Consider the following 26,218-nt stretch of genomic DNA (forward strand, 5'->3'; position numbering starts at 1 on the left):
GGCAGCAGCAGCAACAGGGCCTCGGGCTCGGGAAAACCGGTCAGGTAGTGGACGTCACTGTCCTGGCGGAAGGGGAACTCGCTGTCCCGTGAGCGGGTGACCAGCGTCGCACCAGGCAGAAGCACGGCGCTATCGACGGTAAGCCGATCCATCAACGCCCGGCGTCGGGCGCGGTATTCGTCGTTGGTGATCGGGGCGGGGCGGGGCAGGATCTCGGGATGCATCACGGCTCCTGGATGGGTGGATTCTATGGCAGATCTCAGTGACGAGTAGGCTCGTCGACCTGCTCGACCTGGGGCTTGCCGGGGTGCTGCTCGGTATAGAGCAACATGGCGGCCATGCGCGCGTGCTCGGTGAGGGCGAAGAGGTCATCCTCGTTTTCCGGGCTGTCCTCGATATCTGTCTCGATGCTCGTCAGGCCCTCGAGATCCTCGAGGGCCTCGCGCAGGGCCGGCGACCAGGAGCGACGCATCGCGTCGCCGGCATCGGCCACCACCTCGAGGAAACCAAGGGTCCACTCCTGCAGACCCAGGGCACGCTCAGGCAGCGAGAAGAGTTCGTCCGGCAGCAGGGGCTCGAAGTTGAGCTCGGCGGCCGAGAGGGCCTCGAGGGTCTGGCGGCGCCAGCCCAGCAGCCTTTCGGCGCTGGGCTCGTCACGGGGTTGGTCGACCCCGAGACTCAGGCAAACCTCTTCCAGCCAGGCCTCGGGGGCAAGGTCATGCAGCGCAAGCTCGGCGCAGAGGCGCCCGTCGAGGAAGGCTGGCGACTGCATACTGCCGTGAAGCAGAAAGGTGTCGGCAATGGTCGAGAAGTCCTGGTGTTCATTGATCAGTGACATGACAAGATCCGCTGGTGGGGCCGCCGGGCGCGTTGACCGCCCGCAAACGGCTCTCTTATAGTGACTGGCATTCTTCATCTGGCCTCGATGTTAACGCATCGGTCCCCCGTGACGCGCACCCGGCGTGCGATCCTCCTTCCCCTGGCCCTTCCCGGAGCCTGTCATGACCGAGCCTAAACGGCCCACCACCGATATCACCCTCCTGGAGCGCAGCTATGCCATTGCCTGCCCGCCGGAAGAGCAGGAAAAGCTCGAACGTGCTGCGCGCTATCTCGACCGCGCCATGCAGGGCATTCACGCCCGTGGCCGGGTGGTCGACCGGGAGAAGATCGCCATCATGGCGGCCCTCAACATCGCCCATGAGCTGCTCGAAGCCCTGGATGACCAGCAAGCCGGCGAACAGAGTCTCAACGAACTCAATGCTCGCCTGGAGAAGGCGCTGGATGCCATGCCCGTGCGTTGAGGCGACACAATCATCCCTTTGGCCCCGCCCGTGCCTCTGGTAGGATGAAACGGTTCCCTGGGGTGTTTGCCAGTCGTTATCGTCCCTCGAGCCTATGAGCATTACCCAGGGGGCCAAATGCTAGCCGGACCCGTGTGCATGTCCGTGCGTCGGAAAGCCTGACGGTTCGGCTGCGGCCACCCACCTTGAACCACTGGGTTCAAGGGCCAGAACGACAGCGGCACTCTGGGGAACCCTCATCCGACATGAGCCACATGCAGGATATCGCCGCCCCTCCGACCGACGACGCCCGTCGCCGGCTGAGACGTGAATTGCGCCTGCGCAGGCGCGAATTGAGCGTCAGCGCACGCCGTGACGCCGCAGAACGGCTTTGCCGACACCTCCGACAACTGCCCGAGATCCAACGTGCCAACCGCGTCGCTCTTTACCTGCCCAATGATGGCGAGATCGACCCCACCCCGTTGATTCCCTGGCTCGAGCGCCGCGGCACCCGCGTTCACTTGCCGGTCCTCAAGCCACTCTCCCTCAACCAGCTGTGGTTCGTGCACTACCATGCCGGGACACCCATGGTGGTCAATCGCTACGGCATCCCGGAACCCGAGACCCCCTTTGGGGCACACCGTGCAAGGCGCACGCCGGCCTGGGCGCTCGATGTAATCCTGCTGCCGCTAGTGGGCTTCGACGACCAAGGCCAGCGCATGGGTATGGGCGGCGGCTTCTATGATCGCACCCTGGCCTTCACCCGTCGCCCGGGACCACGCCCTCGATTGCTCGGCCTGGCCCATGACTGCCAGAGGGTCGAGCGCCTCCCTGCCGCCCCTTGGGACGTGCCGCTGGACGCCATCGTCAGCGATGCCCGAGTGATACGTCCCTGAGTGCACCTGCCACACGAACGACGACGGCCGATGCATCTGCATCGGCCGTCGTCATGAGGCGGTTCCGGTAGAATCAGACGCCCGCCAACGCCTGGGCATAGCCAGTCACCACAACCCCGATGCCGAAGAACAGCACCAGTGCCATGACCAGATCGGGCTTGCGCTTCATTGTCGACTCCGTGGGAGACAGGACCGCGAGGGTCGTGTGGAAGTTGTTGTTTTGTCACCGTGAATGGGAACGGAAACGCGGTGACTATAGGGCCTCCTGCTCACGCATGACAAGCGGCATACTTGAAGTATTACATATTTAAACACTCGGCAGAGCCGGGCTGCACGGTGAGTCAACGCTCGCTCGGCCTGTCGAGGCTTCCGCGGCGTCAGGCCATGAAGAGACGATAGGCCGGGTTGTCACTCTCCTTCCAGTAGCGATAGCCGATATCGTCGAAGTATTCCTCGACATGAGTCCGGTCGCCATTGGGTACCTGCATGCCCACAAGCACCCGGCCGTAGGCGGCCCCATGGTTACGGTAGTGGAACAGCGAGATGTTCCAGTCATGAGGCAGGTGGGTGAGGAAGTTCATCAGCGCCCCGGGACGCTCCGGGAACTCGAAGCGGTAGACCTCTTCGTCGAAATGCTCCTTCGGCCGACCGCCCCCCAGGTGGCGGATATGCAGCTTGGCCAGCTCGTTGTCGGTGAGATCCTCCACGGGATAGCCGGCGCTGCGTAGCCTGTCGATCACCGCCTGGCGGTCCTCGCCACCGGGCTTCACCTGGACACCGACAAAGATGTGGGCCTTCTGCGGATCGGCATAGCGGTAGTTGAACTCGGTGACCATCCGCTTGCCGATAGTGCGGCAGAACTTCTTGAAGCTGCCGGGTTTCTCGGGAATTGTCACGGCAAGGATCGCCTCGCGCTGCTCGCCAAGCTCGGTGCGCTCGGCGATATGCTGCAGGCGGTCGAAGTTGGTGTTGGCCCCGGAGTTGATACAGACGAGTGTCTGGTGCTCGGCCCCGGTCTGCTGGATATACTTCTTGAGACCCGCCAGCGAGAGCGCCCCGGAGGTCTCGGAGACCGCTCGGGTATCCTCGAAGATATCCTTCACCGCGGCACACATCTCGTCGGTGTTGACGGTGATGACGTCGTCGATCAGGTCGCGAATGATCGAGAAGGGCACCTCGCCGATCTGCGCCACGGCCACGCCCTCGGCGAAGACCCCGACCTGGTCCAGCACCACGCGCTCTCCGGCGGCCAGCGCCGCCTTGAGGCAGGCGCTGTCCTCGGATTCCACCCCGATCACCTTGATCTCGGGCCGCAGGTATTTGATATAAGCGGCCATGCCGGCGATCAGGCCGCCGCCGCCCACCGGCACGAAGATGGCGTCGATCGGCCCGCCATGCTGGCGCAGAATCTCCACGGCGATGGTGCCCTGGCCGGCGATGACATCGATGTCGTCGAAAGGCGGGATGTAGGTGTAGCCATGCTCCTGGATCAGCTCCTGGGCATGGGCCGCCGCCTCGGCGAAGGCATCGCCCTTGAGCACCACCTTGGCACCCCGCGCCCGCACCGCCTGGACCTTGATCTCCGGTGTGATGCGCGGCATCACGATCACCGCCTTGACCCCCATCAACTTGGCCGCCATCGCGAGCCCCTGGGCATGGTTGCCTGCCGAGGCGGCAATCACGCCCTGGGCCTTCTGCGCTTCGCTGAGCTGGGCCATCTTGTTGTAGGCGCCACGGATCTTGAAGGAGTAGACCGGCTGCAGGTCCTCACGCTTGATCAGGATCTGGTTGTTGAAACGGCGGGAGAGGAAGGAGGCCGGGGAGATCGGCGTTTCCCGGGCGGCTTCATAGACCCGGGCCTGGAGAATCTTCTTGACGGTAGCTTCGAGCATCCTGTTATCCCAGAGGCGTGATGCGGGGCGGCAGATGTTGCTGCACTGCAGAGAACCTCTATTGGTAGCATTGCGACGGCCATGGCGTCCAGCACCCGCCACCGGCATCGCCTATAATGGCGCGGCATTCGCCATCCACCCGACAGCGAGCACGACATGACCCAGGACGAACTCAAGGACGCCGTGGCTGCCGCCGCCATCGACGAAATCCGCCCCCACCTCGAGCGAGACACCATCCTCGGCATCGGCACCGGCTCCACCGCGAACCGTTTCATCGACAGGCTGGCGGTACTGCGCCATGACTTCCGCGGTACCGTGGCCAGTTCCGAGGCCAGCGCCGAGCGGTTGCGTAGCCAGGGCATCGAGGTCTTCGCGCTCAACGAGGCCGGCACCGTGCCCTTCTATATCGACGGCGCCGACGAAGTGAACGCTCACCTGCATATGATCAAGGGCGGCGGTGCAGCCCTGACCCGGGAGAAAATCGTCGCCGCCTGTGCCGAACGCTTCATCTGCATCGCCGACGCCTCCAAGAAGGTCGAGCGGCTGGGACACTTTCCGCTGCCGGTGGAAGTGATCCCCATGGCTCGCTCCTACGTGGCCAGGGAGCTGGTCAAGCTGGGTGCCGATCCGGTCTATCGCCAGGGTGTGGTCACCGACAACGGCAACCAGATCATCGACTGCTTCGAGTTCATGATCGACGATCCGGTGGCCATGGAGGCACGACTCAATGCCATCGTCGGCGTGGTCACCAATGGCCTGTTCGCGGCGCGGGGTGCCGATGTGCTGCTGCTGGGGTCGGATCGCGGCGTGGAAAGGCTCACCTCGAGCTGAGAACTCGCCGGGGTTTCAACCTCACTATGTATGCCAACGCACAGAAGGCAGTGGGCCGATAGCGTATGTTTAGAACAATGTATGATGATGAGAAATCAATCCGATATCAGGTCATACTCGGCCAAAGGAAAAAAGCATGAACAATATCGTATGGATCGTCGGCGCGGTCGTGATCGTCCTGTTTGTCCTGTCCGTTCTCGGACTACGTTAAAAGCGATAGCGAACCAGGCCGCGCGACTGTCATGTTATCGACGCCAGGCTAACCCCCGCACGCCTTATACCGAACATCATGGCAAGCGCACCAGCAGGCGATCGTACTCGCGTTTGACCACCCCATAGCACTCACAGACACGCGCTTCCAGGCCCGGCCTGTCGAGCACGGTGATATGCCCACGACGATACTCGATCAAGCCCGCCTTCTGGAGTTTCCCAGCCGACTCGGTCACTCCCTCGCGTCGCACGCCGAGCATGTTGGCGATAAGCTCCTGGGTCATGACCAGCTCATTTCCGGGAGCCGGTCCAGGCTGAGCAGCAACCAGCGGCATAGCTGCTGATCGACACTATGATGACGATTGCAGACCGCCGTCTGTGCCATCTGTGTCGACAGCGCCTGGGTATAGCGCAGCAACATCCGTTGCATGGCACCGGCACGATCGACTTCGTTCTTCAGCAGTTGCCCCCTGAGACGATCGGCTTGCCCGGCACTCTGCACGACGGCTCGGCTCGGGGTCGTCTTGCCTCCCATGGAACAGCGAAATACCGACCACGATTCCCCTGGTACCGACGACGGCAATTTTGTCGAGCTACCGTCGTCGCGCCCGGCCGGTGATCCGATCGCATCGAGGAAGTGTTGCCGTGGCGTCGTCCGGACTTGAAGCCAACGAAGCACGTCGTTGGTGAACTGGCTAGAGGGTCGGCGCAAGGCGCTTCTAAGATCCTGGCTGCCGAGTTGTTGGTGGTGATTTTGACGGGGTGGTGTTCAGGGTGATGGCGGTTACTTCCTTGTCAATCCGGAACCTGTCAACCTGACATATACAGGAAAGAGGACGTGTCCATGTCCAACGCCGTGCGCCATCCTCGTTCGTCGACGCTGACGATGCAATTGGAAAGCAACTCCGTACGCTAGCGCACGGAAGCGACGCTGTCACGCCACTACGCTGATCAGAGACGTCAACTACTTTGACCGGTCGGCGACATCACCTACCTGGCGACCGGTGGAGGCTGGCTCTACCTGGCCGTGCTGATCGACTTGTACTCACGCATAGGTCATCGGCTGGGCGATGAGCGAGCGCATGACCGCTGACCTGGTCGGCAATGCCTGCAGATGGCCCTGTCGGAACCGCAAAATGCCCAACGGCGTGATCATCCCCTCCGACCGTGGGAGCTAATATTGAACGACGCTGTAACAGTCGCTGCTGATCCGGCACGAGCTTTAGTGCAGCATGAGCGCCAAGGGCAACTGCTACGACAATGCGTGCGTCGAGAAGCTTCTTTCACAGCCTCAAGGTCGAGGCCGTCCATGGTGAGCGCTTCGAGACGCGGGACGCAATGCGGCGACAGGTGTTCGAGTACATTGCGTTCGGCTACAAGCGTACAACCGGCAGCGCCGGCGCAGGAGCCATCGGGATGATCAGGCCCAGAGGCCTTCGAGGCCCGAATGATCGCTTAGATCGGTGTCCACCGATGCTAGGCAAGATCAATCTGCCAGCTTGTTGAGCGCAATGTTCGCCAGCGCGCTGCGCTGTTTTTGCCGCAAAGTTGACTGTATTACGATCAGCCGCGGTGAAGATCACGCCGCGAAGCGGAGAGGCTGCGGTCTGCGCGTGATGCGCGCGATTGTCCAGTCCTTGACAGTGGGGGGAGTGAAACCGTTATGACAACCACGAAAACTACCTCTAATACATTTAAAACAAAAAAATCAACGTCATGTGATGCTGAAGTACTTAAGTCCTGGGGCGAACGAGCGCAAATTCAGCTATTTTATATGAAAGCGATTACTGCCTATATTGACTAAACCTACCGGCCACATAACAATATCTTTAATCTATAGATTCATGTGAAAGACAGTTTGGCGGCCTTTCTGTTTTCCTAACCAATGCCGAAGTATGCATCTTTTGGCCTGCTAGCTCGATACAGCGCCGGTAACACCTGTCTGCTTCTTTGACGTCCGCGTAAGATACCGTGCATTACGCAGTGGGCCGGGCCGAGTTCGACATATCAACCAGAGGAGTTCCCCGCTGCTCTCCGCTTTCGGGTCACTTGGGTAGCGAAAGCCAGCAACAACAGGCTGAGCAGGAACGTGATTGAATCGCGCGCCATGGAAAAAATCTTCGGCCAACAGCCGACCAACTTAAATCATCAGGAAGTATTGTGAAATCTATATTCTCCCTAACGCTGGGCACGATCGTCATGTTCCTGGCTCTCACCGCACATAATTCGCTTGGCGAGAAAATATTCCTTGCGTTTGTGAGCCTGGCGTTGTTTGCGATAACGCTAAGCCCGGGGACGGCTCGAATTAAGCAGAAAGCGATCTGGCATTTTAAGCTGAACGAGCCCAAGATGGGAAAAACGCGGGCTCGCCGTAAGTCCATCGGCACTGACGCCTGGTGCCGCCGCTGACTGATCACCACCAGCTAAGTCGAATCTGACTTTCTCTTCACCGACAGCTTTTCGTCATCGACAAACAGCCCCACGCGTTGAAAAGTTCAAAAAACCAAAAATATCAACTATATGATGTTTCGAAGAGGAAAGAAGGCTCATCTCGGCTTCAATACGCTAACGTACAGACGAGAGCCCACTTACCCGCCATATGTTGATCAGCCACCATTCCGCCAACCTGTCCTATACTGGAGGTTATATCCAGTAGAGGAGACGACGTCATGGCTCGCAACCCGATTCCGGTTCTCCAGCCCGGTCTGTCGTTGCCGGCCTTCTTGGAGCAGTACGGCACCGAAGGGCAGCGCCGAGGCCCTCCTCCGGTCTCGCTGGCCGCGAGGCTTCGCCTGCCCCGACTGCCGGTAACACGACCTACTGCCAACTCTCGCGTGGGCTCTCCAATCATGCCCCACGCTATCTGGCCGAGTTCGAGATCCGCTTCAATGAGCGCTATAACCTCGAGGCCGGTAGTTCCCGCGCTTTCTCACGGTGGCGGCGAAACCCCGCCGATGCCATATCGGTTCCTGAAGATGGCTGAGCCTTCTGCGTAATCAGGAATGAAGCGATCATCTGGATCGTCGGCGCAGTCGTGATCGTCCTCTATTATCCGTTCTCAGCTTGCGTTAACAAGGAACGCCCTACACCGACGCCTCCAATACCTGGAATACAGCGCGAGGTCGGCCGAACAGCATCCGCAGGACGCCTCGATCAGGCCTGGCCGGTCAAGCACCCTGATCACACCGCGGCGATAGCGGACGAGACCGCGTGACTGCAACGCTATCGCCGCCAGGGTCACCCCGCACGCCTGACGCCGAGCATCATGGCGAGAAATTCATGGGTCAGCCGCAGCCGGTCACCACCGGCACGGTCCTGGGTCATCGACAGCCAGCGTGACAATCGCGCTTCGACCATGTGGAAATGGTTACAGGCTGTCGCATTCGCCAACTGCGTGATCACGACGTGGAGTAGCGCTTCAGTTGCTGATGGAATCCCGGACTGCCAGCAGCCGCTGAAAGTGGGCGGCTTCCATGCGCAACGCCGACCCTGACCCCTGTACCAGGGCATCAAGCGGCGCTTCGTCGACGCCCAGGATCAGGGAGATGCCAAACGCGCCTTCGCGCCCCACCATCGTGACCTCCAGCCGTCTGTGATCGTCCAGGCTGCCGACAAGGAAATGAAGCCGTCGATAGGGAAGTAGACGTGGCTCATAGGCTCGCCTGGTTGGACGAGCACCTCGCCGAACTCGAGCTCGACGGGCTCGCAGCGGGACAGGAAGGCTTCCCGCTCGGTGGCCGGCAGAGCGGCCAGGAGTTGGTTGGTGTTAGGCAGACGATGAAGGGGGGGCATGTGCCGCTCCGCTGGGATAACCTGGCAAGCGGCATGATGACGATCAATGTCGGCTGCAGATCAGACACCGTCATCCCTGGACGGTACCTCTGCAAGGTAGCAGGAGACAGGCGTCGGCTCGCCAGCGTACATAAGCGACGTTATTTGCCGCGCTCACGCCAACGTCTTACTTCAGGTTATTCACCGCCAGCAGGCGATCGTACTCGCGTTTGACCACCCCATGGCGCTCACAGACACGCGCTTCCAGGCCCGGCCTGTCGAGCACGGTGATATGCCCACGACGATACTCGATCAAGCCCGCCTTCTGGAGTTTCCCAGCCGACTCGGTCACTCCCTCGCGTCGCACGCCGAGCATGTTGGCGATCAGCTCCTGGGTCATGACCAGCTCATTCCCGGGAGCCGGTCCAGGCTGAGCAGCAACCAGCGGCATAGCTGCTGATCGACACTATGATGACGATTGCAGACCGCCGTCTGTGCCATCTGTGTCAACAGCGCCTGGGTATAGCGCAGCAACATCCGTTGCATGGCACCGGCACGATAGAACTCGTTCTTCAGCAGTTGCCCCCTGAGACGATAGGCCTGCCCGGCACTCTGCACGATGGCTCGGCTGGGGGTGGTCTCCCCTCCCATGAACAGGGAAACGCCAACGACCCCTTCGTGGCCTACCACGGCGATTTCCGTGGAGTCGCCGTCCTCCATCACGCAGAGCAGCGAGACGATGGCATTGAGGGGGAAATAGACATGGCTCATCTGTTTGCCGGATTCACACGAGGGACTGACCCAGTGTCAGTCGTCACCCGCTCGAGGTGGGGTTGCAGGCGTTTCAGCTCCATCCCGACGAGCTTGCCAAGCAAGCCATTGAGCTGGAAATCATGTGGTTCAGGCATGGAATCCCCTTCGAAACGATGTTGCGACGCACTGCCTCCGACTCATGCATGGCTTGTGTGCGATACCAGACGGATGCTCCTCGCTTTAGTCGCCTATTCGTGATCACCTCGGTGAACGGCAGCAGCACCGCGTCAATGGTCACTTCCGCTGCGAGTTCCACCTCTTCATCCGAGACACCACCATGAACCATATCAAGCCTCTGATTACGATTGTCGCCATTGCCGCCCTGCTGCTCGGCCTGACGGCATGTTCCGGCATGTCGCGCCAGGACAGGAACACCGCCATTGGCGCCGGCGCCGGGGCCGTGGGTGGCTCCGTCCTCACCGGCGGTAGCGCCATCGGCACCGTGGGCGGCGCCGCCGTCGGCGGCGTGATCGGCCACGAAGTCAGCAAACCCTGAGCCTGAAGCAACCAACACAGCAGTACCTTCCCACAGGTGCTGCTGTTCATAGCAAAAGGTTATAAAAAAATTTTCTTGAGGTCGGTGATGGAATACCTCCGTTGATTCTCGCACGCACCTTCGCCGATTGCCAACTGCCATGGGTCGACTTCGATGTTCTCCCGCCAAAAAATGACGTTCGTCACAAATTCCCAGCGTGAATCAGTATTTGGGCCGAATTTCAGACTCAACGGCGGAAAGCCAAAAAACACCGCTATGTACGTTAGCGAACAGATGAATAGAATTTATTTTACCATACTGAAAATATTCAGAAAACCATTGTCGCGCTTGGTAGGCGAGCAGCTTTATTAGTTCAGAAATAATCAACATAAAACATCGAATTCGTCACTTTTTCCTGCCATCTTGCCGCCTTAGGCGAAAGTATCAAAACCGTCGAATAATTATCTTTATAGTTCTAACGTTTTTGGGGCGAAAAATATAAGAGGTTACCTGAAAATTTTGCAAGAATTTCCAGGTAAAACAACATGCGAGAGTCTGTGGCACCAAAACAGGCTCTAGCCGAATCGAACAGAAATCGAACAGAAGAATTCAAGGTGAACATGATGTACACAAAATTTATCCCTTTTCATTACTTGCATTAAGCACAGGGTTGTTTGCCGCGCAACTTCAAGGCGCCACTCTACCCAGTGCCGGCGGGCAGCTTCAACAGATCCCCCCCTCGCCGACCATAGAAAAAATCGCCCCGGAAATCGTCGTGGAACAGCAACAGGTGCCGGTGATGGGTGCCGACAGCACGGCGAAGATCGAGGTCAATTCACTGCACCTGACCGGGCAGAGCCTGTATTCGGAGAATGAATTGCTCGCGCTTACCGGCTTCCAGCCTGGGGTTCAGCTCAGCCTGGGCGAGCTGCAGGCAATGGCATCCCGGATTGCTGACTTCTATCACCGCAACGACTATTTTCTCGCGCAAGCCTACCTGCCGGCACAGACCATCGAGAATGGTGTGGTGACGATCGCTGTGGTAGAGGGTCGCTATGGTGATGTCACCCTGCGCAACCAGAGCAATCTCTCGGACGGACTGGCTCATAGCCTACTAAAGTGGTCTCGATGGCGGCGAGGTAATCAACCGAGAGCCTCTCGAGAACCGGCTCTTGCTGATGTCGGACATCCCCGGCGTCAATATCCAATCGACCCTGGTACCGGGTGAGTCGGTGGGCGCGGCTGACCTGATCGTCGATGTCACCCCCGGACAGCGGGTGACAGGCAGCATCGATGCCGATAACGCGGGCAACTATTACACCGGTGAGTATCGCCTGGGCGGCACGATTCACGTCAACAATCTGGCAGGACGAGGCGATGTGGCCAGCCTTCGTGTGCTGAGCAGCTTCGATGGCCTGGATTATGCTCGTGCGGCCTATCAGATGCAGTTTGGCAAGGCGACCGCAGGCGTTGCCTACAGTCACCTGGAATATGATCTGGGCAAGGAATTCAGTGGACTGGGTGCCGAAGGCGATGCACAAATTACCAGTATCTTCGGTCGTTACCCGCTGATCCGTTCCCGCCAGACCAATCTCTACGCGCAACTCGGCTACGACTACAAGACCTTCGAAGACCGGTTCGAGGCTATCCCCTCGGTCAGCGAGAAGAATGCCAATGTGGTCATGGCGAGTCTCTACGGTGACCACCGTGATGAATGGGGTGCGGGTGGCCTGACAGCGGCTTCCGTTACCCTGCATACCGGCGAAATCGATATTGAAACCCCCGCCGTTCGCGATATAGACGCCGTTACGGCGAGAACCGACGGCCATTTCGACAAGCTGAGCTTGAATGTCATGCGTGTGCAGCAACTCACCGACATCCTATCTCTGTATGGCTCGGTGAGTGCTCAGGTCGCCTCGGGAAATCTCGATAGCTCGGAGAAGATGTCACTTGGTGGCATGAATGGGGTGCGCGCCTACCCTCAGGGCGAAGCCTTTGCCGATGAGGGGTATCTGGCAACTCTGGAAGCCAGACTGCTGCTGGCGGGTCTTTCCGAACAGGTACCCGGCCAGGTGCATCTTATCGGCTTTGTCGATGCCGGTTCCGTTACCACCCACAAGGATCCCTGGGATGATGCCGACAACAGCCGAACCCTGAGCGGAGCGGGTGTGGGGTTCAACTGGGTCGATTACAACAATTTTTCCGTAAAATCCTACTACGCCCATAAACTAGGCAATGAAGAAGCCACTTCAGCACCAGATTCTGACGGTCAATTCTGGGTACAGCTGGTCAAGTATTTTTGATCGCCATTTTCAATACATTGCTACTCGCCCGATTAAAAATACGGCCAACTTACACGGAAGACCATCATGAATAGAATCTATAAAACAATCTGGAACCATAGTATCGGCAGCTTTCTTGCGGTATCCGAACTTGCCAAGAATGGCGGACGGAAAACTACCGGCGGTAACAGCCACATTGCAACCAGCGGCGTCCGATTCACACTGAGGCCTCTTGTCGCTTCCATGCTTCTGGCTGCCGGCGGTAATGCCTGGGCCCTGCCTGTGGGAGGCGAGGTGTCTGCCGGCAGTGCCAGTATTGGTGGCGGTGACACCAGATGAATATCACCCAAAGCAGTCAGAATGCCGCCATCAACTGGCAGGCGTTTGATATTGCATCGGGAGAGGCGGTGAACTTTCGCCAACCCGATACTAGCTCGATGACTCTCAACCGCGTCCTGGGCTCGGATCCCTCGGCCGTCATGGGGACGCTCACTGCAAACGGCAAGATCTTCCTGGTGAATCCCAATGGGGTACTCGTTGGCGCCGATTCCTCGGTCAATGTGGGTGGTCTGGTGGCCTCCACTCTGGACATCAGCAATAACGACTTCATGGATGGTCGCTACCACTTCGCGGGCACGGGAGACGGCAGCATCGTCAACCGGGGCACGATCAATGCCGATGGTGGCTATGTCGCCCTGCTCGGTGCCAATGTCAGCAACCAGGGCACCCTTCAGGCTAATCTCGGGACCGTGGCGCTGGCGGCGGGCGACGCCATCACCCTCGACGTGGCTGGCGACAGCTTGCTGAACGTGGTTGTCAACCAGGGCGCGCTGGATGCGCTGGTTCAGAACGGTGGGATGATTCAGGCCGATGGTGGCACGGTCATGATGACCGCTCAATCGGCGGGCGATCTGTTCCAGTCTGCGGTCAATAACACCGGCGTGATCCGCGCCCAGAGCATCGAAAACCGCAACGGCACCATCATGCTCGCGGGAGACATGCACAGCGGTACCGTGAATATTGGGGGCACCCTAGATGCTTCCGGCAAGGGGGCTGGACAGACAGGCGGCAGCGTGTCGGCGACCGGCCAGCATGTTGGCCTCTATGATGCGGTGATTGATGCGTCCGGCAATGCCGGCGGCGGCAGCGTATTGGTCGGTGGCGGTTACCAGGGCAAGGATCCCTCTGTGCAGAACGCCAGCGCGACCTATATGAGTGCCGATAGCACTATCAATGCGGATGCCATCACCACGGGTGACGGCGGCACGGCGGTGTTGTGGGCGGACAATTCGACCCGCGCTTATGGCAGCTTCAGCGCGCGTGGCGGTGCACAAGCCGGTGACGGCGGCCTGATCGAGACCTCCGGCGGCTGGCTGGACGTGGCAGACATCAGGGTCGATACCCGCGCGCCCAAAGGGGACCCGGGCATGTGGTTGCTCGACCCGGCCGATATCACCATCTCCAGTGAAGATACCTCGGGCGCCACCGAAACCAACAACGTCTTCGCCCCGGATTCTGGGGTAAATGTGGCCAATATCAATGTTGCCGACCTTGTCACCGGCCTGGGCGGCAGCAACATCACCGTCACTACGGAAAACACCGGCGCTAGCGGCAGCGGCAACGGCGACATCGATGTCAATGACGCCATTACCTGGGTCGCCCCGACGACTCTGACACTCAATGCCGATCGCGACGTGAACATCAACGCTGCAATTACCGGCACTTTAGGTAGTCTGGAAGCCAACGCCGAGCGCGATGTAAACGTTGCTGCCGCCATCACTACCACCACCGGCAACCTCACCTTCGACGCAAAAAATGACGTGACCCTGGCGGCGGCGTCAACGATCACTACCGGCAATCTGACGGCGATTGCCGGCCAGGATGTCAATGTGGGTGCCGATGTCACGGTAACGACCGGCGATGTGATCCTGATTGCCGACAATGACGGTACCGGACCGGGGGCTGATGCAGGCACCGTCCTGATTACCTGCGGCATCAATTGCATCACCATCGGTACCGGGGACCTGAGCATTCGCTTCAATCCCGCCAGTTACGCTACCACAGGTGCCGAAATCCAAGCCTACGACGATAACCTGACCGGCGGCGGAGTGTTGGATGCCAAGGCCTGGGTATTCGGGCAGGGTGACGACAAGGTTTACGACGGCACGCGTGCTGCTACCGTCAGTGGCCTCGAGCCAGATATAAACGGTGTACAGTCAGGCGCTACGCTAGGCACGACAAGCAATGCCCTGTTCGACACCAAGGATGTGGGCGTCGAGAAGCCGATTACTTATCAAGCCAGCTTTGACGACCCTGTGTATGCCCTGTTTACCCCTTATGAGACCACGCCTGGGACCTATTTCACCCGGGCGGATATCACGCCGGCACCGCTTACCATTACGGCCAATGACGGAACCAAGATCTTCGGGGAAACCTTTCACCTGTCGCCCCAGGCGTTTACCTCCGAGGGGCTGGTGAATGCCGAAACGGTGGCTAGCGTAAGCCTTACCAGCGACGGTGCGGTCGCCACGGCCAGTGTCGATGGTAGCCCTTATGCCATCACGCCCAGTGATGCCACTGGAGGGACGTTTAGTCCTAGTAACTACGCCATTACCTATGTCGATGGCGCACTGTTCGTTAGTTCTACGTCCGCCGACCCCGGCGAGCCGACCCCTGAGCCGACCCCTGAGCCGACAACCGAGCCTGAGCCCGAGCCGACAACCGAGCCCGAGCCTGAACCGACGACCGAACCTGAGCCCGAGCCGACGACCGAGCCCGAGCCTGAGCCGACGACCGAGCCCGAGCCTGAGCCGACGACCGAGCCTGAGCCTGAGCCGACACCAGAGCCGACTCCAACCGAGCCGACTCCGACCGAGCCCGAGTCGAGTTTGCCGATAGAGACAGTTTTGCCTGAGGAAGCCATAAGGCCGAACATCTTTGCATTGGATCAGGACGGCAGGGTACTTGGGACACCTCCCTTGACCACAGGACTGGCTCTGACCGTGGTGGGCGCCGGGATCAATCTTCCGACAGCTCAGCTGATTCAGGAAACCGAACCCGTGGCGCCGCCCGAGGCCTATGTGCCGCCGGTGTTTGCGCCCAGGCAGGACCGCCATTAGGCCTGATGGATGGTAAGAAGCAAGCAGACGGCTACCAGCCCCCTCACGGGGGTTGGTAGTCGTTGTGCGAGGCGAAAAATGCGGAACACGTCACCTTTTTTTGGTGACGTAACCTCCCTGCAACGAAGACGACGAGGAAGCATTGCCTTGAAACTCACTAAAAAACTCCGTCTGTGGTGGCTGATTTTCGCCCTTATAGCGCCTCAACTCGTTCAGGCGAATACCTATGGCGACTCAACTGGGAATCAGCCCGAATTTTTCTGGCATCTTCAGGTGCTGACTCAAGGAAGGGAAGAGGCAGCCTCCCCTCTATATTTGACTCAGAGCGTGACCGCACTTGAGCATGCCTCACAGGAGGTGAGAACCATCGTCGATTGGGTTGTCGATTCAAAAGATAATCTTGGTATGCCATTCATGGTTATCGACAAGCGTGAGGCAAGGGTATTCATGTTCGATGCGAGAGGCCAGCTCAGTGGCGAGGCATCCGCCTTGCTGGGTCTTGCGGTGGGTGATGATTCAGTGCCGGGCATAGGTGAGCGTACCCTGGCGAGCATACGCCCGCATGAGCGGACGACGCCAGCGGGCCGCTTCGTGGCCTCGTTGGGGCATAATCTCAAGGGTGAACAGATACTCTGGGTGGATTATGAAAACGCCATATCCCTTCATACGGTCATTACCGGTAATCCTATTGAGCGCCGTGCGGAGCGATTGGCGTCACCCCATCGAGAAGACAAGCGGATTTCCTATGGTTGTATCAATGTGTCGGAACACTTTTTTAACACCATAGTAAATACTGAATTCAAGCGCTCCAATGGCATCGTCTATGTGCTGCCTGAAACCCGCTCGGTTCATTCCGTATTTGCCTCCTATTATCAGGTCAAGTGATTCGGTGTTGGGACATGCCGCTATCCCTGTCGCCAGTCACTGACTACCCTTGCGCAGCATCAGTAACTCTGACTTTTTAGTAGTAAACCAACGGATGTCCTCATTAAATATAATAAGGTCTTACATTATGATCTCGGAAAATAGAAAATCAATATTTGTAAGCATTGCTGCGTTCTGTGATCGAAACCTCTTGCTTACATTAAGAAGTTTATTTGATAGATCAAGTGGAAAAAATGATATCTATGTTGGAGTTCTCGACCAGTCTTTCGATAATTTAACGATTTTATTTAATGAATTTCATTGGCAAGACAATGTCCGTTATCTACATATAAGCCCTGTCGACTCGAAAGGTGTTTGCTGGGCTAGGAATATGGTTGGTGGTCTTTGTGACGGAGAAGATTTTTATCTACAGATTGACTCGCATACACTGTTCAAGTCGCATTGGGATACATTACTTACCGAGCAGTTGATGAATCTGAAAAAGTATAGCCATCTGCCGATTATTAGTACATACCCTCCACCTTTTGAATTTGATGAGAACGGCATCCCTTTTGAGAAATATACGCCTACCAAATCCATCTACTCCTTGACGGTGAAGGACGAAGGCTTCGCTAGGCAGGATTCATACGAACTCAAGTTCAAGGTTTCTCATGATAAAGGCGGTGATTACTCAACCGGATATCATGTCGCAGGTGGGTTCCTCTTTACACTTGGCCATTTTCTGGACGATATTCCCTATGACCCAAAATTCTATTTTCACGGGGAGGAACAGGGTATAGCCTTGCGAGCATACACAAGAGGTTGGGATGTTTTTCATCCTCGTCATGATCAGATACCCCTCTTGCATCTCTATAAACAGAAGGGTGTTGAGAGTTCTGCCCACCATTGGAGTAAAAACATCGAGAAAAAAAGAAAGATAAAGTGGCTGGAAAGACAAGCAACGTCTGAGCTGCGACTGTCAGACTTGATCAATAACAAGATACTCAGCACAGGCTTTGGACTGGGAAGCGTCAGAAAGCTTGATGAATTCGCTCACTTCAGCGGAATCGATTATCCTGGTAAAAAAATCGAAGCTCCCCATACGAGAATAATAACCTTGAAACCGTGAAGCCAGCGCACCCGAATCTTTTTCAAGCGCTCCAGCGGCATCGTCTATGTGCTGCCTGATACCCGTTCGGTTCATTCCGTATTTGCCTCCTATTATGAGGTATTAAGCTCTACGGCAAAAAGCGCTTGATGATAGTCAGGGTGCGCTCGAGGGCGCCCCGATTGGACGCCATCATCCGGGTACCGGCTTCGACAAGGCGGTTGCATTCGACGTCATCACCCAGTAACCGAACCAATGCCTTGGCCAATGCCTCAGCATCGGTGACTTCCACCAGGGCGCCGGCCTCGCGCATCACCTCGGCCACGTCCTCGAAGTTGGCCAGCGCCGGCCCGGTGAGCACCGGGATGCCCAGGGCGGCCGGCTCCAGCAGGTTGTGTCCGCCGATGGGCACCAGGCTGCCGCCGACGAAGGCCAGGTCGGATGCGCCATAGAGCGCCAGCAGATCCCCCATGGTGTCGCCCAGGTAGACGGCCGTGTCGTCCCCGGGCCACTCGTCACGGGAGCGGCGCGCCAGCGTCAGGCCCGCCTGGCGGCACAGGGAGGCCACGGCGTCGAACCGGCGGGGGTGACGAGGCACCAGGACCAGTAACGCGCCGGGGAGCCGCTCCAGCAGGCGGGCATGCGCGGCCAGCACCTGCTCGTCCTCGCCGGGATGGGTGGAGCCGGCCACCCAGACCGGCCGGTTGCCGAGCCTGGTACGCAAGCGCTTACTTACCTCTTCAGCTTCACCCTTGGTGCCAATATCGAACTTCAGCGAACCCACCACCGTGGTGCGTTCCCCCGCCATGCCCAGCTCAATGAAGCGCTGGGCATCAGCTTCAGACTTGGCCGCCAGCCAGGCCACATGGCTCAGGGCCTCCTGCATCAGCGGTCGCACTCGACGATAGCCGCGCCAGGCACGAGCCGAGAGGCGGCCGTTGACCACCGCCACCGGTACGCCCGACCGATCGCAGGCGGCCAGCAGGTTGGGCCAGAGTTCAGTCTCGAAGAAGATGGCAAGCTCGGGGCGTAGCCGGGAGACGAAACGGCGGGCGGCGCCGGGGAAGTCCAGCGGAACGAAGTGATGACTCACTTCGCCTCTATCCCTTGATTTAACGCCACTCTCTGCCAGTGCTAGCACTCGCTCCGCCCCGGTGGCGGTCATGGTGGTGATGACCAGGCGATGACCGGGCCAGCGTTCGCAGAGCGCCTCGATCAAGGGTCGGGCGGCTTGCACCTCGCCCACCGAGGCGCAATGTAGCCAGAGGGTGCGACCTCCCTTGCCGGTGGAAGGGATGAAACCCAGCCGCTCACGACGCGACCGCCCGGGCAGCTGCTCGCGCCAGACGCGTCGCCAGATCAGCGGCGCAATGAGGTAGAGGGCCGTCGCATAACCCCGACGGACCCAGGGATGTGGCGTCGACATCAGGCCTCACGATCGAGGATGGTGGAGATCATCGCCGTGGTGGAGACGCCATCCTCGAAGCCCAGCACCTTGACCTCGCCTCCGGCTTCACGAACGGCCTCGCCGCCGGCGATCTCCTCGGGGCGATAGTCACCCCCCTTGACCAGCACATCGGGCAGCACCACTTCAATCAGCCGCTGAGGCGTGTCCTCGCCGAAGGCCACCACCCAGTCGACGGCGCCCAGGCCGGCCAGCACCTGCATGCGCCGCGCCAGGGGATTGATGGGCCGCTTGGGGCCCTTGAGGCGGCCGATGGAGGCATCATCGTTGACGGCCACCACCAGCCGGTCGCCGAGTCGACGGGCCTGTTCCAGGTAGGCAACGTGGCCCGCATGCAGGATATCGAAGCAGCCATTGGTCATCACCACCCGCTCGCCGCGGGCCTGGGCGGCACGCACCGCCTCGACCAACGCAGGTTCCTCGATCACCCCGAACTCGGCCAGCTTGTCGCCGTGCAGGGCCGTATAGAGCTCGGCAATGGACAGGGTCGCGGTGCCAGGCTTGGCCACCACCAGCCCGGCGGCAAGGTTGGCCAGCGTCATTGCTTCGGCGAAGCCGTGCCCAGCCGCCAGTGCCAGACCCAGTATGCCGATCACGGTGTCGCCCGCCCCGGTAACGTCGAAGACCTCACGGGCTCGAGTGGGCAAGTGCAGCGGCTCGTGCCCCTCGCGAATCAGCGTCATCCCCTTCTCGCTGCGGGTAATCAGCAGCGCCTCCAGCTCCAAATCGGCGCGCAGCGCCTCGCCCCTGGTAGCGAGCTCGGCGTCGTTCCGGCAGTGACCCATCACGGCCTCGAATTCGCCCAGATTGGGGGTAATCACACTGGCCCCGCGGTAGCGGCCAAAGTCGCTGCCTTTGGGGTCGACGAGCACCCGCTTGCCGGTGGCCTTGACCAGCTGGATCAGCGCCTCGATTCGGTTCAGGGTTCCCTTGCCGTAGTCGGAGAGAATCACCAAGTCACAGTCGGGCAGGGCCGCCTCGACGCGTGAAAGCAGCCCGCTGGTATCGACATCACCGAGCCCCTCCTCGAAGTCCAGGCGGATCAGCTGCTGGTTGCGGCTCATTACTCTCAGCTTGGTGATGGTGGGAATACCCGGGCTACGGTCGAAGTGAGTACTTACTCCGGCATCCTCCAGGCGGGAGACCAGACGATCGGCATTGTCATCATCACCCACCAGCCCGGCCAGGGCGGCATGGGCGCCCAGCGAGGCGATGTTGAGGGCCACGTTCGCGGCACCGCCGGGGCGGTCTTCCGACTCGTCGACCCGAACCACCGGCACCGGCGCCTCCGGGGAGATACGCGAGGTACCGCCATGCCAGTAGCGATCGAGCATGACATCGCCCACCACCAGCAGGCGGGAGCGCTCCAGGGCCGTCAGGTCAAGCTTCATCAGGGAACTCCGTGTCCTGTGAGGTCTCGGATAGGGCCAGCACGGCTTCGAGGCGCTCGATCACATCCTCAGCACGAATCAACGACATGGCATCGGGGTGACGGACTCGCTGGCCCCAGGGGAGATCCTCGGGCGCCTTTTGGAGGAAGGCACGCACGGCATCCGGGTAGCGATCGACCACGAAATCGCGCCACAGGTAGGGGCCAGCCCGGCTGGGGTTGGTGGTCGCGTAGAGCCCCACCACCGGCGCGCCCACGGCATTGGCCATGTGCACCGGGCCCGAGTCCGGAGCGATCGTCGCCCGACTTTGCCGGATCAGCGCCAGCAGGCCCTTGAGCGAGGTTTCACCGATAACGTCGATCACCACCTCGTCGGGACAGAGAGCCTGGATACGCTCACCGAGCTGGCGTTCCTGGGTGCTGCCACCCCCAGTGAGTACCGTCTTCAACCCGTGCTGCCGCCAGGCATGGTCGATCACTGCCGCATAGCCCTCGGCGGACCAGTTGCGATAATTGCGCAGGCGCGGGTTGGCGCAGGGGCTGATCAGCAGGTAGGGCGTTTCCCCGGTGATGCCACGTGCCTCTTCGACGGCCGTTCCGGGCACCGGAAGATCCCAGGCCAGAGAGAGATCCTCGACGCCCAGCAGGCGAGCGAAATCGAGGTACGACTCGAGCACATGGGCCCCCGTGATGGGGTGCCAGCTGGCGCTGGGTGAACCAGTTCTGGACATCCTTGGCGCGGGCCTTGTCATAACCCACCCGGAGGTCGGCCTTCAGCCCCAGGGAGAGCACACTGGCGCGCAGCGCCTGCTGCATGTGCAGCAGCAGGTCGAAGCGGGTATCGGCCAGCTCGCGCCATAGGGCGCGCATGCCCGCCAGTCCCGTCGCCTTGTCGTAGACGACGAACTCGACCCCGGAGAGGCCCGACAGTAGACTGTTCTCCGCCTTGCCGATGATCCAGGTGATCCGCGCCTCGGGCCACTGACGCTGCAGGGCACGTACCGTCGGTACCAGGTTACAGACATCGCCCAGGGCGGAGAGCCGCAGTACGCAGATATGCTGAGGTCGGGCAGGCAGAGGATGCTTCATGCGGTTGGCAACGTATCGAGCGGGAAAGATTTTCATTCTATATGATGCGGACAGTTTATGTGACGCCGACCAGGAGTCACAAACGATGCCGCCCATCCCCCCCTGTGCCTTCGATTCCGCCTACTGGCGCAACGCCGACCGAGTCATCGGCGAGGCCCCCGGTCGTGGAGTCAGCCTCTTCCTCGATGCCAGCCCCTTCGAGGCGGGCGCCCAGTGGGTGCTCAGGCCCTATCGCCGCGGCGGGCTCATCGCCCGGCTCAGCGATGACCGCTACCTGTGGACCGGACTGGAGCGAACCCGCGCCTTTCGTGAAATACGCCTGACCGCCGACCTGCATGCCCGCGGCCTGCCCGTGCCACGGCCGGTGGCCGCTCGGGTGGCCCGCCATGGCCTCACCTATGAAGCTGCCTTGATCACCGAGCGTATCTCCGGCGCCCGCGCCCTGGCGGAACTTGCTATCGAAGGCGTAGCCGACGACGCCCTACTGCAACATGTCGGCACCACCATCCGCCGCTTCCATGACGCCGGCCTGGATCACGTGGACCTCGACGCCCGCAACCTGCTGGTCGACCCTCTAGGGAAGGTCTGGCTGATCGATCTGGACCGCTGCCGACTGCGCCGTGACGGTGACTGGAAGGCCGACAATCTCGCGCGTCTCGAGCGCTCGCTGACCAAGTTCGGTGCTGCCGATGACATGGAATCAATTAAACGGAGCTACGCACCGTTAGGCATTTGTCGGAGCCAAGCACCACACAACTTTGCCAGTTGCCAAGGCACTGGTCTGAACAGGGCAAGATGGCAAAGGTAAATTAGGGACTATCAACGATGCATGACAAGGCTGGGGTACCCTCGCCCTTTAGTACCAGACCGTGCTGGCTGTGGCAGTTAGGTAGCGTAGCCTTGATGACGTACGCTGCACTGCGCGTGCTGTGGCCTACGGTGGGGTCGCCAGCCGAAACACTGACCGCGCTGCTCGGTTTGGTTGCGGTGCTGTTCTACGGTAAGCGGCTGCGTTACTCCGCGCCAATGTCGCTACTTGGTGCCGCCGTGTTGGTGCAACTATTGTCATGGACGCTGGGCTATTTTCACCACCCAGAATGGGTGGCGGATAACCCAAGGCTCGATCGTCTGGGCAAGCTTTTCATCTTCATTGCGGTGGCTTGGTGGCTGGCCGGCAGCACGCGTCGGACTCTACTCCTGTGGGGCCTAGCGCTAGGTGGCTATGTGGTGGCGAGCTTCTTGCTCGGTGGTGGCCTGGACGAATGGCGGGCGGGGTTACAGGGTCAGCGTGTTGGATTCGGCATTCGCAATTATCAGCATGGTCCCATGTTGTTCGGTATCGCGCTGCTGGGGTTGATGATCTTTGCGCCGCGGTGTTTGGCGGTGGGTCCATGGCGAGTAATGCGAACCTTGATATGGAGCCTACTGACCACTATTGCCCTGAGCGGTGTTCTAATCGGGTCAGACACGCGCGATATGGTTGGCGTTGTCGCTGGCTCTGCCGTTTACGTTGCTACTGTGGCTTTACCATGTTCGGCGAGGCGGGTACGAGCCTCCCAGTAGAAGGACGCTGTCGATCAGCTTGTGTTTCGGTGTTGCGCTCCTTGGCGGATTACTGCTTCTCTTCTACCCGCCGCTGGTAGAGCGTATGACTTCCGAGAGGGAGTGTTGGCACAGCTTACTTGAGGGGGGAGTGGAAAACGTTCCGTATACCAGCATCGGTATCCGCATCAACACCTGGCTGGCCGCCCTGGAATGGATCGAACAGCGTCCGCTGGTAGGTTGGGGCGGCCAGGCGCGCAGCCTGGTCATCGAACACACGCCGTGGCTGCCCCCCTTCGTAAAGGAAAATTTTGGCCACCCGCACAACTATCTACTGGAGGTCTGGGTAGCCTATGGTCTGCTGGGGGTAGCGCTGATCACGACCTTGGCGCTGATGGATCGGGCTAGGAACCTGGCGGGCATGGCGGGCGGGCGCGACGCCGGGCGCAGATAGCGCTGTTCGGTGCAGGCTTCTTCGTCTACTGGTTGGTGGTCAATCAGTTCGAGGCCTACAACGCCTTTTGGACCGGCGTCTGATGTACACAACCTGGTGGTAGGGGGACTGGTCACGCATATCTGGCGCTGGCAGTACGGGGCCGCTACCACCTCGGCGAGAGGGAAACGAATGCGCACGCTAGTGGTGGTTCGTACGCTGAAGATCGGCGGCATGGAAAGAGTCGCCGTCAACCTGGCCGATGCCTTCGCTGCCCAGGGACACGAGAGCCACCTGATGACCTTCAAGGCGCGACCACCGCACCTGTCACCCCAGGATGCACGCGTCCACGTCCATCACTTTGCGCTCTCACGGGCGATGTGGCGCTCCGGCCTGGGTGGTGCCGTCGACATCGCCGCGCGGATCGGCAATGCCGTGGTACGCAAGAGCCATTTCTTGATCGCTGGCTGGTGGGGTGGGCGACTCTTCCAGCGCGAGCTGAATCGCCTGGAGCAGCGGCACGGGCGCTTCGATCGCATCATCTTCCGGGGCATGGGAACCTTCGAGGCGATCTGGTCCTTCCGCGATCCCCGCGCCTGCTACGTCCTGGAAAACATCCTGAAGATGAACGGCCAGCGAGACAGGCTGGCACGCCTCAAGGCGCGCTGCCTGTTTCACGGCAAGCACCTGGTCACCGTCTCCACCGGGGTCGAGCGTCAGGTCGATGCCACCCTGCGGAGTTCGGCATCGTTCCCGCCTCCCTGCGTACCATCACCAACCCCTGCCCTATCGTCGATATCCGCCGCGCCGCCCAGGCAGACTCTCCGGCACCGGCACACGCTCCCTATCTGCTTAACGTGGCGCGCCTGGTACCGCAGAAGAATCACCGCCTGCTGCTGCAGGCCTATGCGCTTATGCGGACCTCCCTGCCCCTGGTAATCGTTGGTGATGGCCCTGCGCAAGGATCTGGAGGCCTTGGCGACAGCGCTGGGAATCGCCGACCGGGTCCATTTCGCCGGGCACCAACTCAACCCCTACCCCTGGATGCAGCACGCCAGGCTGTTCGTGTTGAGCTCTACTCATGAAGGGCTCGGGATCGTGCTGTTGGAAGCCCTGGCGTGCGGTACGCCGGTGGTCTCCGTGGACTGTCCCGGTGGCGTACGGGATATCATGCACGGGGAGCTGTCTGCCTATCTCAGCGAGATGACCCCCGAGGCCCTGGCGCATCGGGTGGACACGACCCTGGACGCTGGACGCTACACCATCGACGAGCGCTGGTTGGACGCCTTCTCCCCGACACAGGTCACCGCCAAGTTTCTGCAGGAGCCGCCTGACTCATGATCTCGGCCAACATCATCACCCTCAATGAAGCCGACAACATCGCCGATTGCATCGCCACGGTGCGACAGGTCTGCGATGAGGTGATCGTGGTGGACTCCGGCAGCCATGACGAGACCGTGAGCATCGCCGAATCACTGGGCGCCAGAGTCGTCCATCAGCCCTATCTGGGCGACGGCCTGCAAAAGAACGTGGCGCTCGCCCACGCCAGCCATGACTGGATGCTCAGTTTGGATGCCGATGAGCGCCTTACCCCGGAGATGGTCGCGGCGATCGCGACCTCGACCTGGCCAACACCCCGCACGATGCCTTCGCCTTCCGCCGCCGCAACATGATCGGCTCGCGCTGGATACGCGTGTGCGGCTGGTATCCCGACTACTGCCTAAGGCTCTATCACCACCGGCGCGGCGCGCGTTTCGCCGAGGTCAAACAGCATGCCAGCGTCGATGCTACCAACCCCTGCCGGCTCGATGCCGACATGCTGCACTACTCCTTTGCCAATCTGGGCGAACTGTTCGCCAAGCCGGGACGCAACTTCAGCGGACGCGCGGCCAAGATCATGTATCAGAAGGGCAAGCGCGCCAACGCCTTCTCGCCCTTCCTTCACGGTCTCAACGCCTTCGTCCGCAAGTATCTATTTCAGCGTGGCTTCATGGGTGGCGTCGATGGCATGACGGTGGCTATCAGCGCCGGCCTCAACAGCTACCTGAAGTACGCCAAGCTGCTCGAGTATCAGCGCGACCCGCAGGTGCTCGCCAACGAAGACTTCAACAGGGTCTGGTGACCATGCGCGTTACCCATGTCAATCTGGCCCGCGGCTTTCGCGGTGGCGAGCGGCAGACCGAGCTGCTGATTCGCGCCCTTGCCGAGGAGCCACAGCTCCACCAGCGGCTGGTATGTCGAAGCGACTCCCCCATGCGCAAGCATCTTCGCGACGTGCCGGGCCTTTCGCTGATCACGGCCAACCAGCCGTGACAAGGCCACCGACGCCTCGGCCCACAGACCTGGTACACGCCCATGAGGCCAAGGGCGTCCACTGGGCCTGGCTGCACCATCGCCTCACCGGCACGCCCTATCTGATCACACGGCGCGTTGACACCCCGATCAAGGACAAGGCGATCAACCGTCTCTGCTATCGGCAAGCCGCCAGTCGCGTGGCGATTTCCCGGCTGATGCCAGTGCCCAACTGGAGGCCAGCGGCTCGGGAAGCGTCGAGCGCATCCCCAGCGCCCATGCCGGCCTCTCGGCGATGCCGAGAAAATGGCAGCATGGCGTGCTGCGCTATCCGGACAGATTCCTGGTCGGCCATGCCGGCGCCCTGGTGGACCGCCACAAGGGCCAGGCGCGTGCTGTTGAAGGCGGCGCGCAGGCTGGCTGATGAGGCACCCGACATGCACTTCCTTCCTGGGGAACGGCGAAG

The 26,218-nt window shown here is 60.2% G+C and carries 31 protein-coding genes, 1 other RNA gene and 4 pseudogenes; 23 read left to right on the forward strand and 13 right to left on the reverse strand.

Annotated features, from left to right (window positions below; genetic code table 11):
- Positions 1-224: aminopeptidase P N-terminal domain-containing protein (locus tag U5L98_RS01935; protein ID WP_322556672.1), on the reverse strand; the 224-nt coding region annotated here is incomplete at its 3' end.
- Between the two features lie 35 nt (positions 225-259).
- Complete coding sequence (locus U5L98_RS01940; protein ID WP_322556673.1) at positions 260-838, reverse strand: YecA family protein; 579 nt, start codon at positions 836-838, stop codon at positions 260-262.
- 163 nt (positions 839-1,001) lie between these two features.
- Here U5L98_RS01940 and U5L98_RS01945 point away from each other — a divergent pair, with 163 nt between their 5' ends.
- The 3 genes from U5L98_RS01945 to U5L98_RS01955 all read left to right on the forward strand — a co-directional run bounded on the left by U5L98_RS01945 (position 1,002) and on the right by U5L98_RS01955 (position 2,176).
- Positions 1,002-1,301 (forward strand): cell division protein ZapA, encoded by a 300-nt coding sequence (locus U5L98_RS01945; protein ID WP_322556674.1) that lies wholly within the window; start codon positions 1,002-1,004, stop codon positions 1,299-1,301.
- Between the two features lie 51 nt (positions 1,302-1,352).
- Positions 1,353-1,537, forward strand: a non-coding RNA gene (gene ssrS / locus U5L98_RS01950) — 6S RNA.
- Between the two features lie 9 nt (positions 1,538-1,546).
- Positions 1,547-2,176 (forward strand): 5-formyltetrahydrofolate cyclo-ligase, encoded by a 630-nt coding sequence (locus U5L98_RS01955; RefSeq protein ID WP_322556675.1) that lies wholly within the window; start codon positions 1,547-1,549, stop codon positions 2,174-2,176.
- Positions 2,177-2,553: 377 nt separating this feature from the next.
- Here U5L98_RS01955 and ilvA read toward each other — a convergent pair whose 3' ends face one another.
- The gene (ilvA, locus tag U5L98_RS01960; protein ID WP_322556676.1) at positions 2,554-4,068 is read right to left on the reverse strand and encodes a threonine ammonia-lyase, biosynthetic; all 1,515 of its coding nucleotides are present in this window, start codon (positions 4,066-4,068) and stop codon (positions 2,554-2,556) included.
- Positions 4,069-4,224: 156 nt separating this feature from the next.
- Here ilvA and rpiA point away from each other — a divergent pair, with 156 nt between their 5' ends.
- Positions 4,225-4,899 carry a ribose-5-phosphate isomerase RpiA gene (gene rpiA, locus U5L98_RS01965; RefSeq protein WP_322556677.1) on the forward strand — a complete coding sequence of 225 codons (675 nt, stop codon included), beginning with the start codon at positions 4,225-4,227 and terminating at the stop codon, positions 4,897-4,899.
- Between the two features lie 287 nt (positions 4,900-5,186).
- Here rpiA and U5L98_RS01970 read toward each other — a convergent pair whose 3' ends face one another.
- Together U5L98_RS01970 and U5L98_RS01975 are read right to left on the reverse strand one after the other, a co-directional pair.
- Positions 5,187-5,393 carry a helix-turn-helix domain-containing protein gene (locus U5L98_RS01970; RefSeq protein WP_322556678.1) on the reverse strand — a complete coding sequence of 69 codons (207 nt, stop codon included), beginning with the start codon at positions 5,391-5,393 and terminating at the stop codon, positions 5,187-5,189.
- Entirely contained in the window at positions 5,390-5,644 is a 255-nt protein-coding gene (locus U5L98_RS01975) for a hypothetical protein (protein WP_322556679.1), read from the reverse strand. Before U5L98_RS01975 ends, U5L98_RS01970 begins: the two co-directional genes overlap by 4 nt.
- A 441-nt stretch (positions 5,645-6,085) precedes the next feature.
- Here U5L98_RS01975 and U5L98_RS01980 point away from each other — a divergent pair.
- The 4 genes and pseudogenes from U5L98_RS01980 to U5L98_RS18635 form a co-directional block, all read left to right on the forward strand.
- Positions 6,086-6,568: pseudogene (locus U5L98_RS01980) on the forward strand (DDE-type integrase/transposase/recombinase); the annotation flags it as partial.
- A gap of 701 nt (positions 6,569-7,269) precedes the next feature.
- Positions 7,270-7,518 carry a hypothetical protein gene (locus U5L98_RS01985; protein ID WP_322556680.1) on the forward strand — a complete coding sequence of 83 codons (249 nt, stop codon included), beginning with the start codon at positions 7,270-7,272 and terminating at the stop codon, positions 7,516-7,518.
- Positions 7,519-7,778: 260 nt separating this feature from the next.
- Positions 7,779-7,951: pseudogene (locus tag U5L98_RS01990) on the forward strand (transposase); the annotation flags it as partial.
- A 3-nt stretch (positions 7,952-7,954) separates the two neighbouring features.
- Positions 7,955-8,105, forward strand: a pseudogene (locus tag U5L98_RS18635) (IS1595 family transposase); the annotation flags it as partial.
- A gap of 422 nt (positions 8,106-8,527) precedes the next feature.
- On the opposite strand, the gene U5L98_RS01995 reads toward U5L98_RS18635, so the two are convergent.
- The 4 genes from U5L98_RS01995 to U5L98_RS02010 all read right to left on the reverse strand — a co-directional run bounded on the left by U5L98_RS01995 (position 8,528) and on the right by U5L98_RS02010 (position 9,651).
- On the reverse strand, positions 8,528-8,683 hold the full coding sequence (locus U5L98_RS01995) for a hypothetical protein (RefSeq protein WP_322556681.1): 156 nt from the start codon (positions 8,681-8,683) through the stop codon (positions 8,528-8,530).
- On the reverse strand, positions 8,647-8,901 hold the full coding sequence (locus U5L98_RS02000; RefSeq protein ID WP_322556682.1) for a hypothetical protein: 255 nt from the start codon (positions 8,899-8,901) through the stop codon (positions 8,647-8,649). Before U5L98_RS02000 ends, U5L98_RS01995 begins: the two co-directional genes overlap by 37 nt.
- A gap of 166 nt (positions 8,902-9,067) precedes the next feature.
- Positions 9,068-9,280 (reverse strand): helix-turn-helix domain-containing protein, encoded by a 213-nt coding sequence (locus U5L98_RS02005; RefSeq protein WP_322556683.1) that lies wholly within the window; start codon positions 9,278-9,280, stop codon positions 9,068-9,070.
- Positions 9,277-9,651: a hypothetical protein gene (locus tag U5L98_RS02010; RefSeq protein ID WP_322556684.1), complete on the reverse strand. Its 375-nt coding sequence runs from the start codon at positions 9,649-9,651 to the stop codon at positions 9,277-9,279. Before U5L98_RS02010 ends, U5L98_RS02005 begins: the two co-directional genes overlap by 4 nt.
- A 319-nt stretch (positions 9,652-9,970) precedes the next feature.
- Between U5L98_RS02010 and U5L98_RS02015 the strand changes: the two genes are divergently transcribed.
- The 7 genes from U5L98_RS02015 (at position 9,971) to U5L98_RS02040 (ending at position 17,562) form a co-directional block, all read left to right on the forward strand.
- Entirely contained in the window at positions 9,971-10,189 is a 219-nt protein-coding gene (locus tag U5L98_RS02015; protein ID WP_322556685.1) for a glycine zipper 2TM domain-containing protein, read from the forward strand.
- A 754-nt stretch (positions 10,190-10,943) separates the two neighbouring features.
- The gene (locus U5L98_RS02020; RefSeq protein WP_322556686.1) at positions 10,944-11,396 is read left to right on the forward strand and encodes a POTRA domain-containing protein; all 453 of its coding nucleotides are present in this window, start codon (positions 10,944-10,946) and stop codon (positions 11,394-11,396) included.
- On the forward strand, positions 11,347-12,471 hold the full coding sequence (locus tag U5L98_RS02025; RefSeq protein ID WP_322556687.1) for a ShlB/FhaC/HecB family hemolysin secretion/activation protein: 1,125 nt from the start codon (positions 11,347-11,349) through the stop codon (positions 12,469-12,471). Before U5L98_RS02020 ends, U5L98_RS02025 begins: the two co-directional genes overlap by 50 nt.
- Positions 12,472-12,537: 66 nt before the next feature.
- Positions 12,538-12,789 carry an ESPR domain-containing protein gene (locus tag U5L98_RS18640; protein WP_416208164.1) on the forward strand — a complete coding sequence of 84 codons (252 nt, stop codon included), beginning with the start codon at positions 12,538-12,540 and terminating at the stop codon, positions 12,787-12,789.
- The gene (locus tag U5L98_RS02030; protein ID WP_322556688.1) at positions 12,786-15,569 is read left to right on the forward strand and encodes a filamentous hemagglutinin N-terminal domain-containing protein; all 2,784 of its coding nucleotides are present in this window, start codon (positions 12,786-12,788) and stop codon (positions 15,567-15,569) included. The genes U5L98_RS18640 and U5L98_RS02030 overlap by 4 nt, the downstream gene beginning before the upstream one ends.
- A gap of 147 nt (positions 15,570-15,716) precedes the next feature.
- A complete protein-coding gene (locus U5L98_RS02035) occupies positions 15,717-16,454 on the forward strand; it encodes a hypothetical protein (RefSeq protein WP_322556689.1) in 738 nt (245 codons plus the stop codon).
- Between the two features lie 127 nt (positions 16,455-16,581).
- Positions 16,582-17,562, forward strand: a complete 981-nt coding sequence (locus tag U5L98_RS02040) for a GlcNAc-transferase family protein (RefSeq protein WP_322556690.1) — start codon at positions 16,582-16,584, stop codon at positions 17,560-17,562.
- A gap of 109 nt (positions 17,563-17,671) precedes the next feature.
- Here the strand turns inward: U5L98_RS02040 and waaA are convergent, their stop codons facing one another.
- The 3 genes and pseudogenes from waaA to U5L98_RS02055 all read right to left on the reverse strand — a co-directional run bounded on the left by waaA (position 17,672) and on the right by U5L98_RS02055 (position 21,485).
- Entirely contained in the window at positions 17,672-18,967 is a 1,296-nt protein-coding gene (waaA, locus tag U5L98_RS02045) for a lipid IV(A) 3-deoxy-D-manno-octulosonic acid transferase (RefSeq protein ID WP_322556691.1), read from the reverse strand.
- Positions 18,967-20,397, reverse strand: a complete 1,431-nt coding sequence (gene hldE, locus U5L98_RS02050) for a bifunctional D-glycero-beta-D-manno-heptose-7-phosphate kinase/D-glycero-beta-D-manno-heptose 1-phosphate adenylyltransferase HldE (RefSeq protein ID WP_322556692.1) — start codon at positions 20,395-20,397, stop codon at positions 18,967-18,969. The genes waaA and hldE overlap by 1 nt, the downstream gene beginning before the upstream one ends.
- Positions 20,387-21,485: pseudogene (locus U5L98_RS02055) on the reverse strand (glycosyltransferase family 9 protein). Before U5L98_RS02055 ends, hldE begins: the two are co-directional and overlap by 11 nt.
- Between U5L98_RS02055 and U5L98_RS02060 the strand changes: the two are divergent.
- The 8 genes from U5L98_RS02060 to U5L98_RS02095 all read left to right on the forward strand — a co-directional run bounded on the left by U5L98_RS02060 (position 21,484) and on the right by U5L98_RS02095 (position 25,773).
- Positions 21,484-22,293, forward strand: coding sequence for a 3-deoxy-D-manno-octulosonic acid kinase (locus U5L98_RS02060; RefSeq protein ID WP_322556693.1), 810 nt, complete (start codon positions 21,484-21,486; stop codon positions 22,291-22,293). The pseudogene U5L98_RS02055 and the gene U5L98_RS02060 overlap by 2 nt on opposite strands.
- Before the next feature lie 95 nt (positions 22,294-22,388).
- Positions 22,389-23,048 (forward strand): hypothetical protein, encoded by a 660-nt coding sequence (locus tag U5L98_RS02065; protein WP_322557067.1) that lies wholly within the window; start codon positions 22,389-22,391, stop codon positions 23,046-23,048.
- Positions 22,996-23,481 (forward strand): O-antigen ligase family protein, encoded by a 486-nt coding sequence (locus U5L98_RS02070; RefSeq protein WP_322557056.1) that lies wholly within the window; start codon positions 22,996-22,998, stop codon positions 23,479-23,481. The genes U5L98_RS02065 and U5L98_RS02070 overlap by 53 nt, the downstream gene beginning before the upstream one ends.
- A gap of 171 nt (positions 23,482-23,652) precedes the next feature.
- Positions 23,653-24,399: a glycosyltransferase gene (locus tag U5L98_RS02075; RefSeq protein ID WP_322556694.1), complete on the forward strand. Its 747-nt coding sequence runs from the start codon at positions 23,653-23,655 to the stop codon at positions 24,397-24,399.
- A gap of 9 nt (positions 24,400-24,408) precedes the next feature.
- The gene (locus U5L98_RS02080; protein WP_322556695.1) at positions 24,409-24,801 is read left to right on the forward strand and encodes a glycosyltransferase; all 393 of its coding nucleotides are present in this window, start codon (positions 24,409-24,411) and stop codon (positions 24,799-24,801) included.
- Entirely contained in the window at positions 24,798-25,133 is a 336-nt protein-coding gene (locus U5L98_RS02085; protein ID WP_322556696.1) for a glycosyltransferase family 2 protein, read from the forward strand. The genes U5L98_RS02080 and U5L98_RS02085 overlap by 4 nt, the downstream gene beginning before the upstream one ends.
- Entirely contained in the window at positions 25,130-25,582 is a 453-nt protein-coding gene (locus tag U5L98_RS02090; RefSeq protein WP_322556697.1) for a hypothetical protein, read from the forward strand. The genes U5L98_RS02085 and U5L98_RS02090 overlap by 4 nt, the downstream gene beginning before the upstream one ends.
- Before the next feature lie 2 nt (positions 25,583-25,584).
- Positions 25,585-25,773, forward strand: a complete 189-nt coding sequence (locus U5L98_RS02095) for a hypothetical protein (RefSeq protein WP_322556698.1) — start codon at positions 25,585-25,587, stop codon at positions 25,771-25,773.
- A 157-nt stretch (positions 25,774-25,930) separates the two neighbouring features.
- Here U5L98_RS02095 and U5L98_RS02100 read toward each other — a convergent pair whose 3' ends face one another.
- Positions 25,931-26,191 carry a hypothetical protein gene (locus U5L98_RS02100; RefSeq protein ID WP_322556699.1) on the reverse strand — a complete coding sequence of 87 codons (261 nt, stop codon included), beginning with the start codon at positions 26,189-26,191 and terminating at the stop codon, positions 25,931-25,933.
- Positions 26,192-26,218 lie beyond the last annotated feature (27 nt).

The organism is Halomonas sp., assembly GCF_034520545.1.
In the GTDB taxonomy this organism is placed as follows: Bacteria; Pseudomonadota; Gammaproteobacteria; order Pseudomonadales; family Halomonadaceae; genus Halomonas.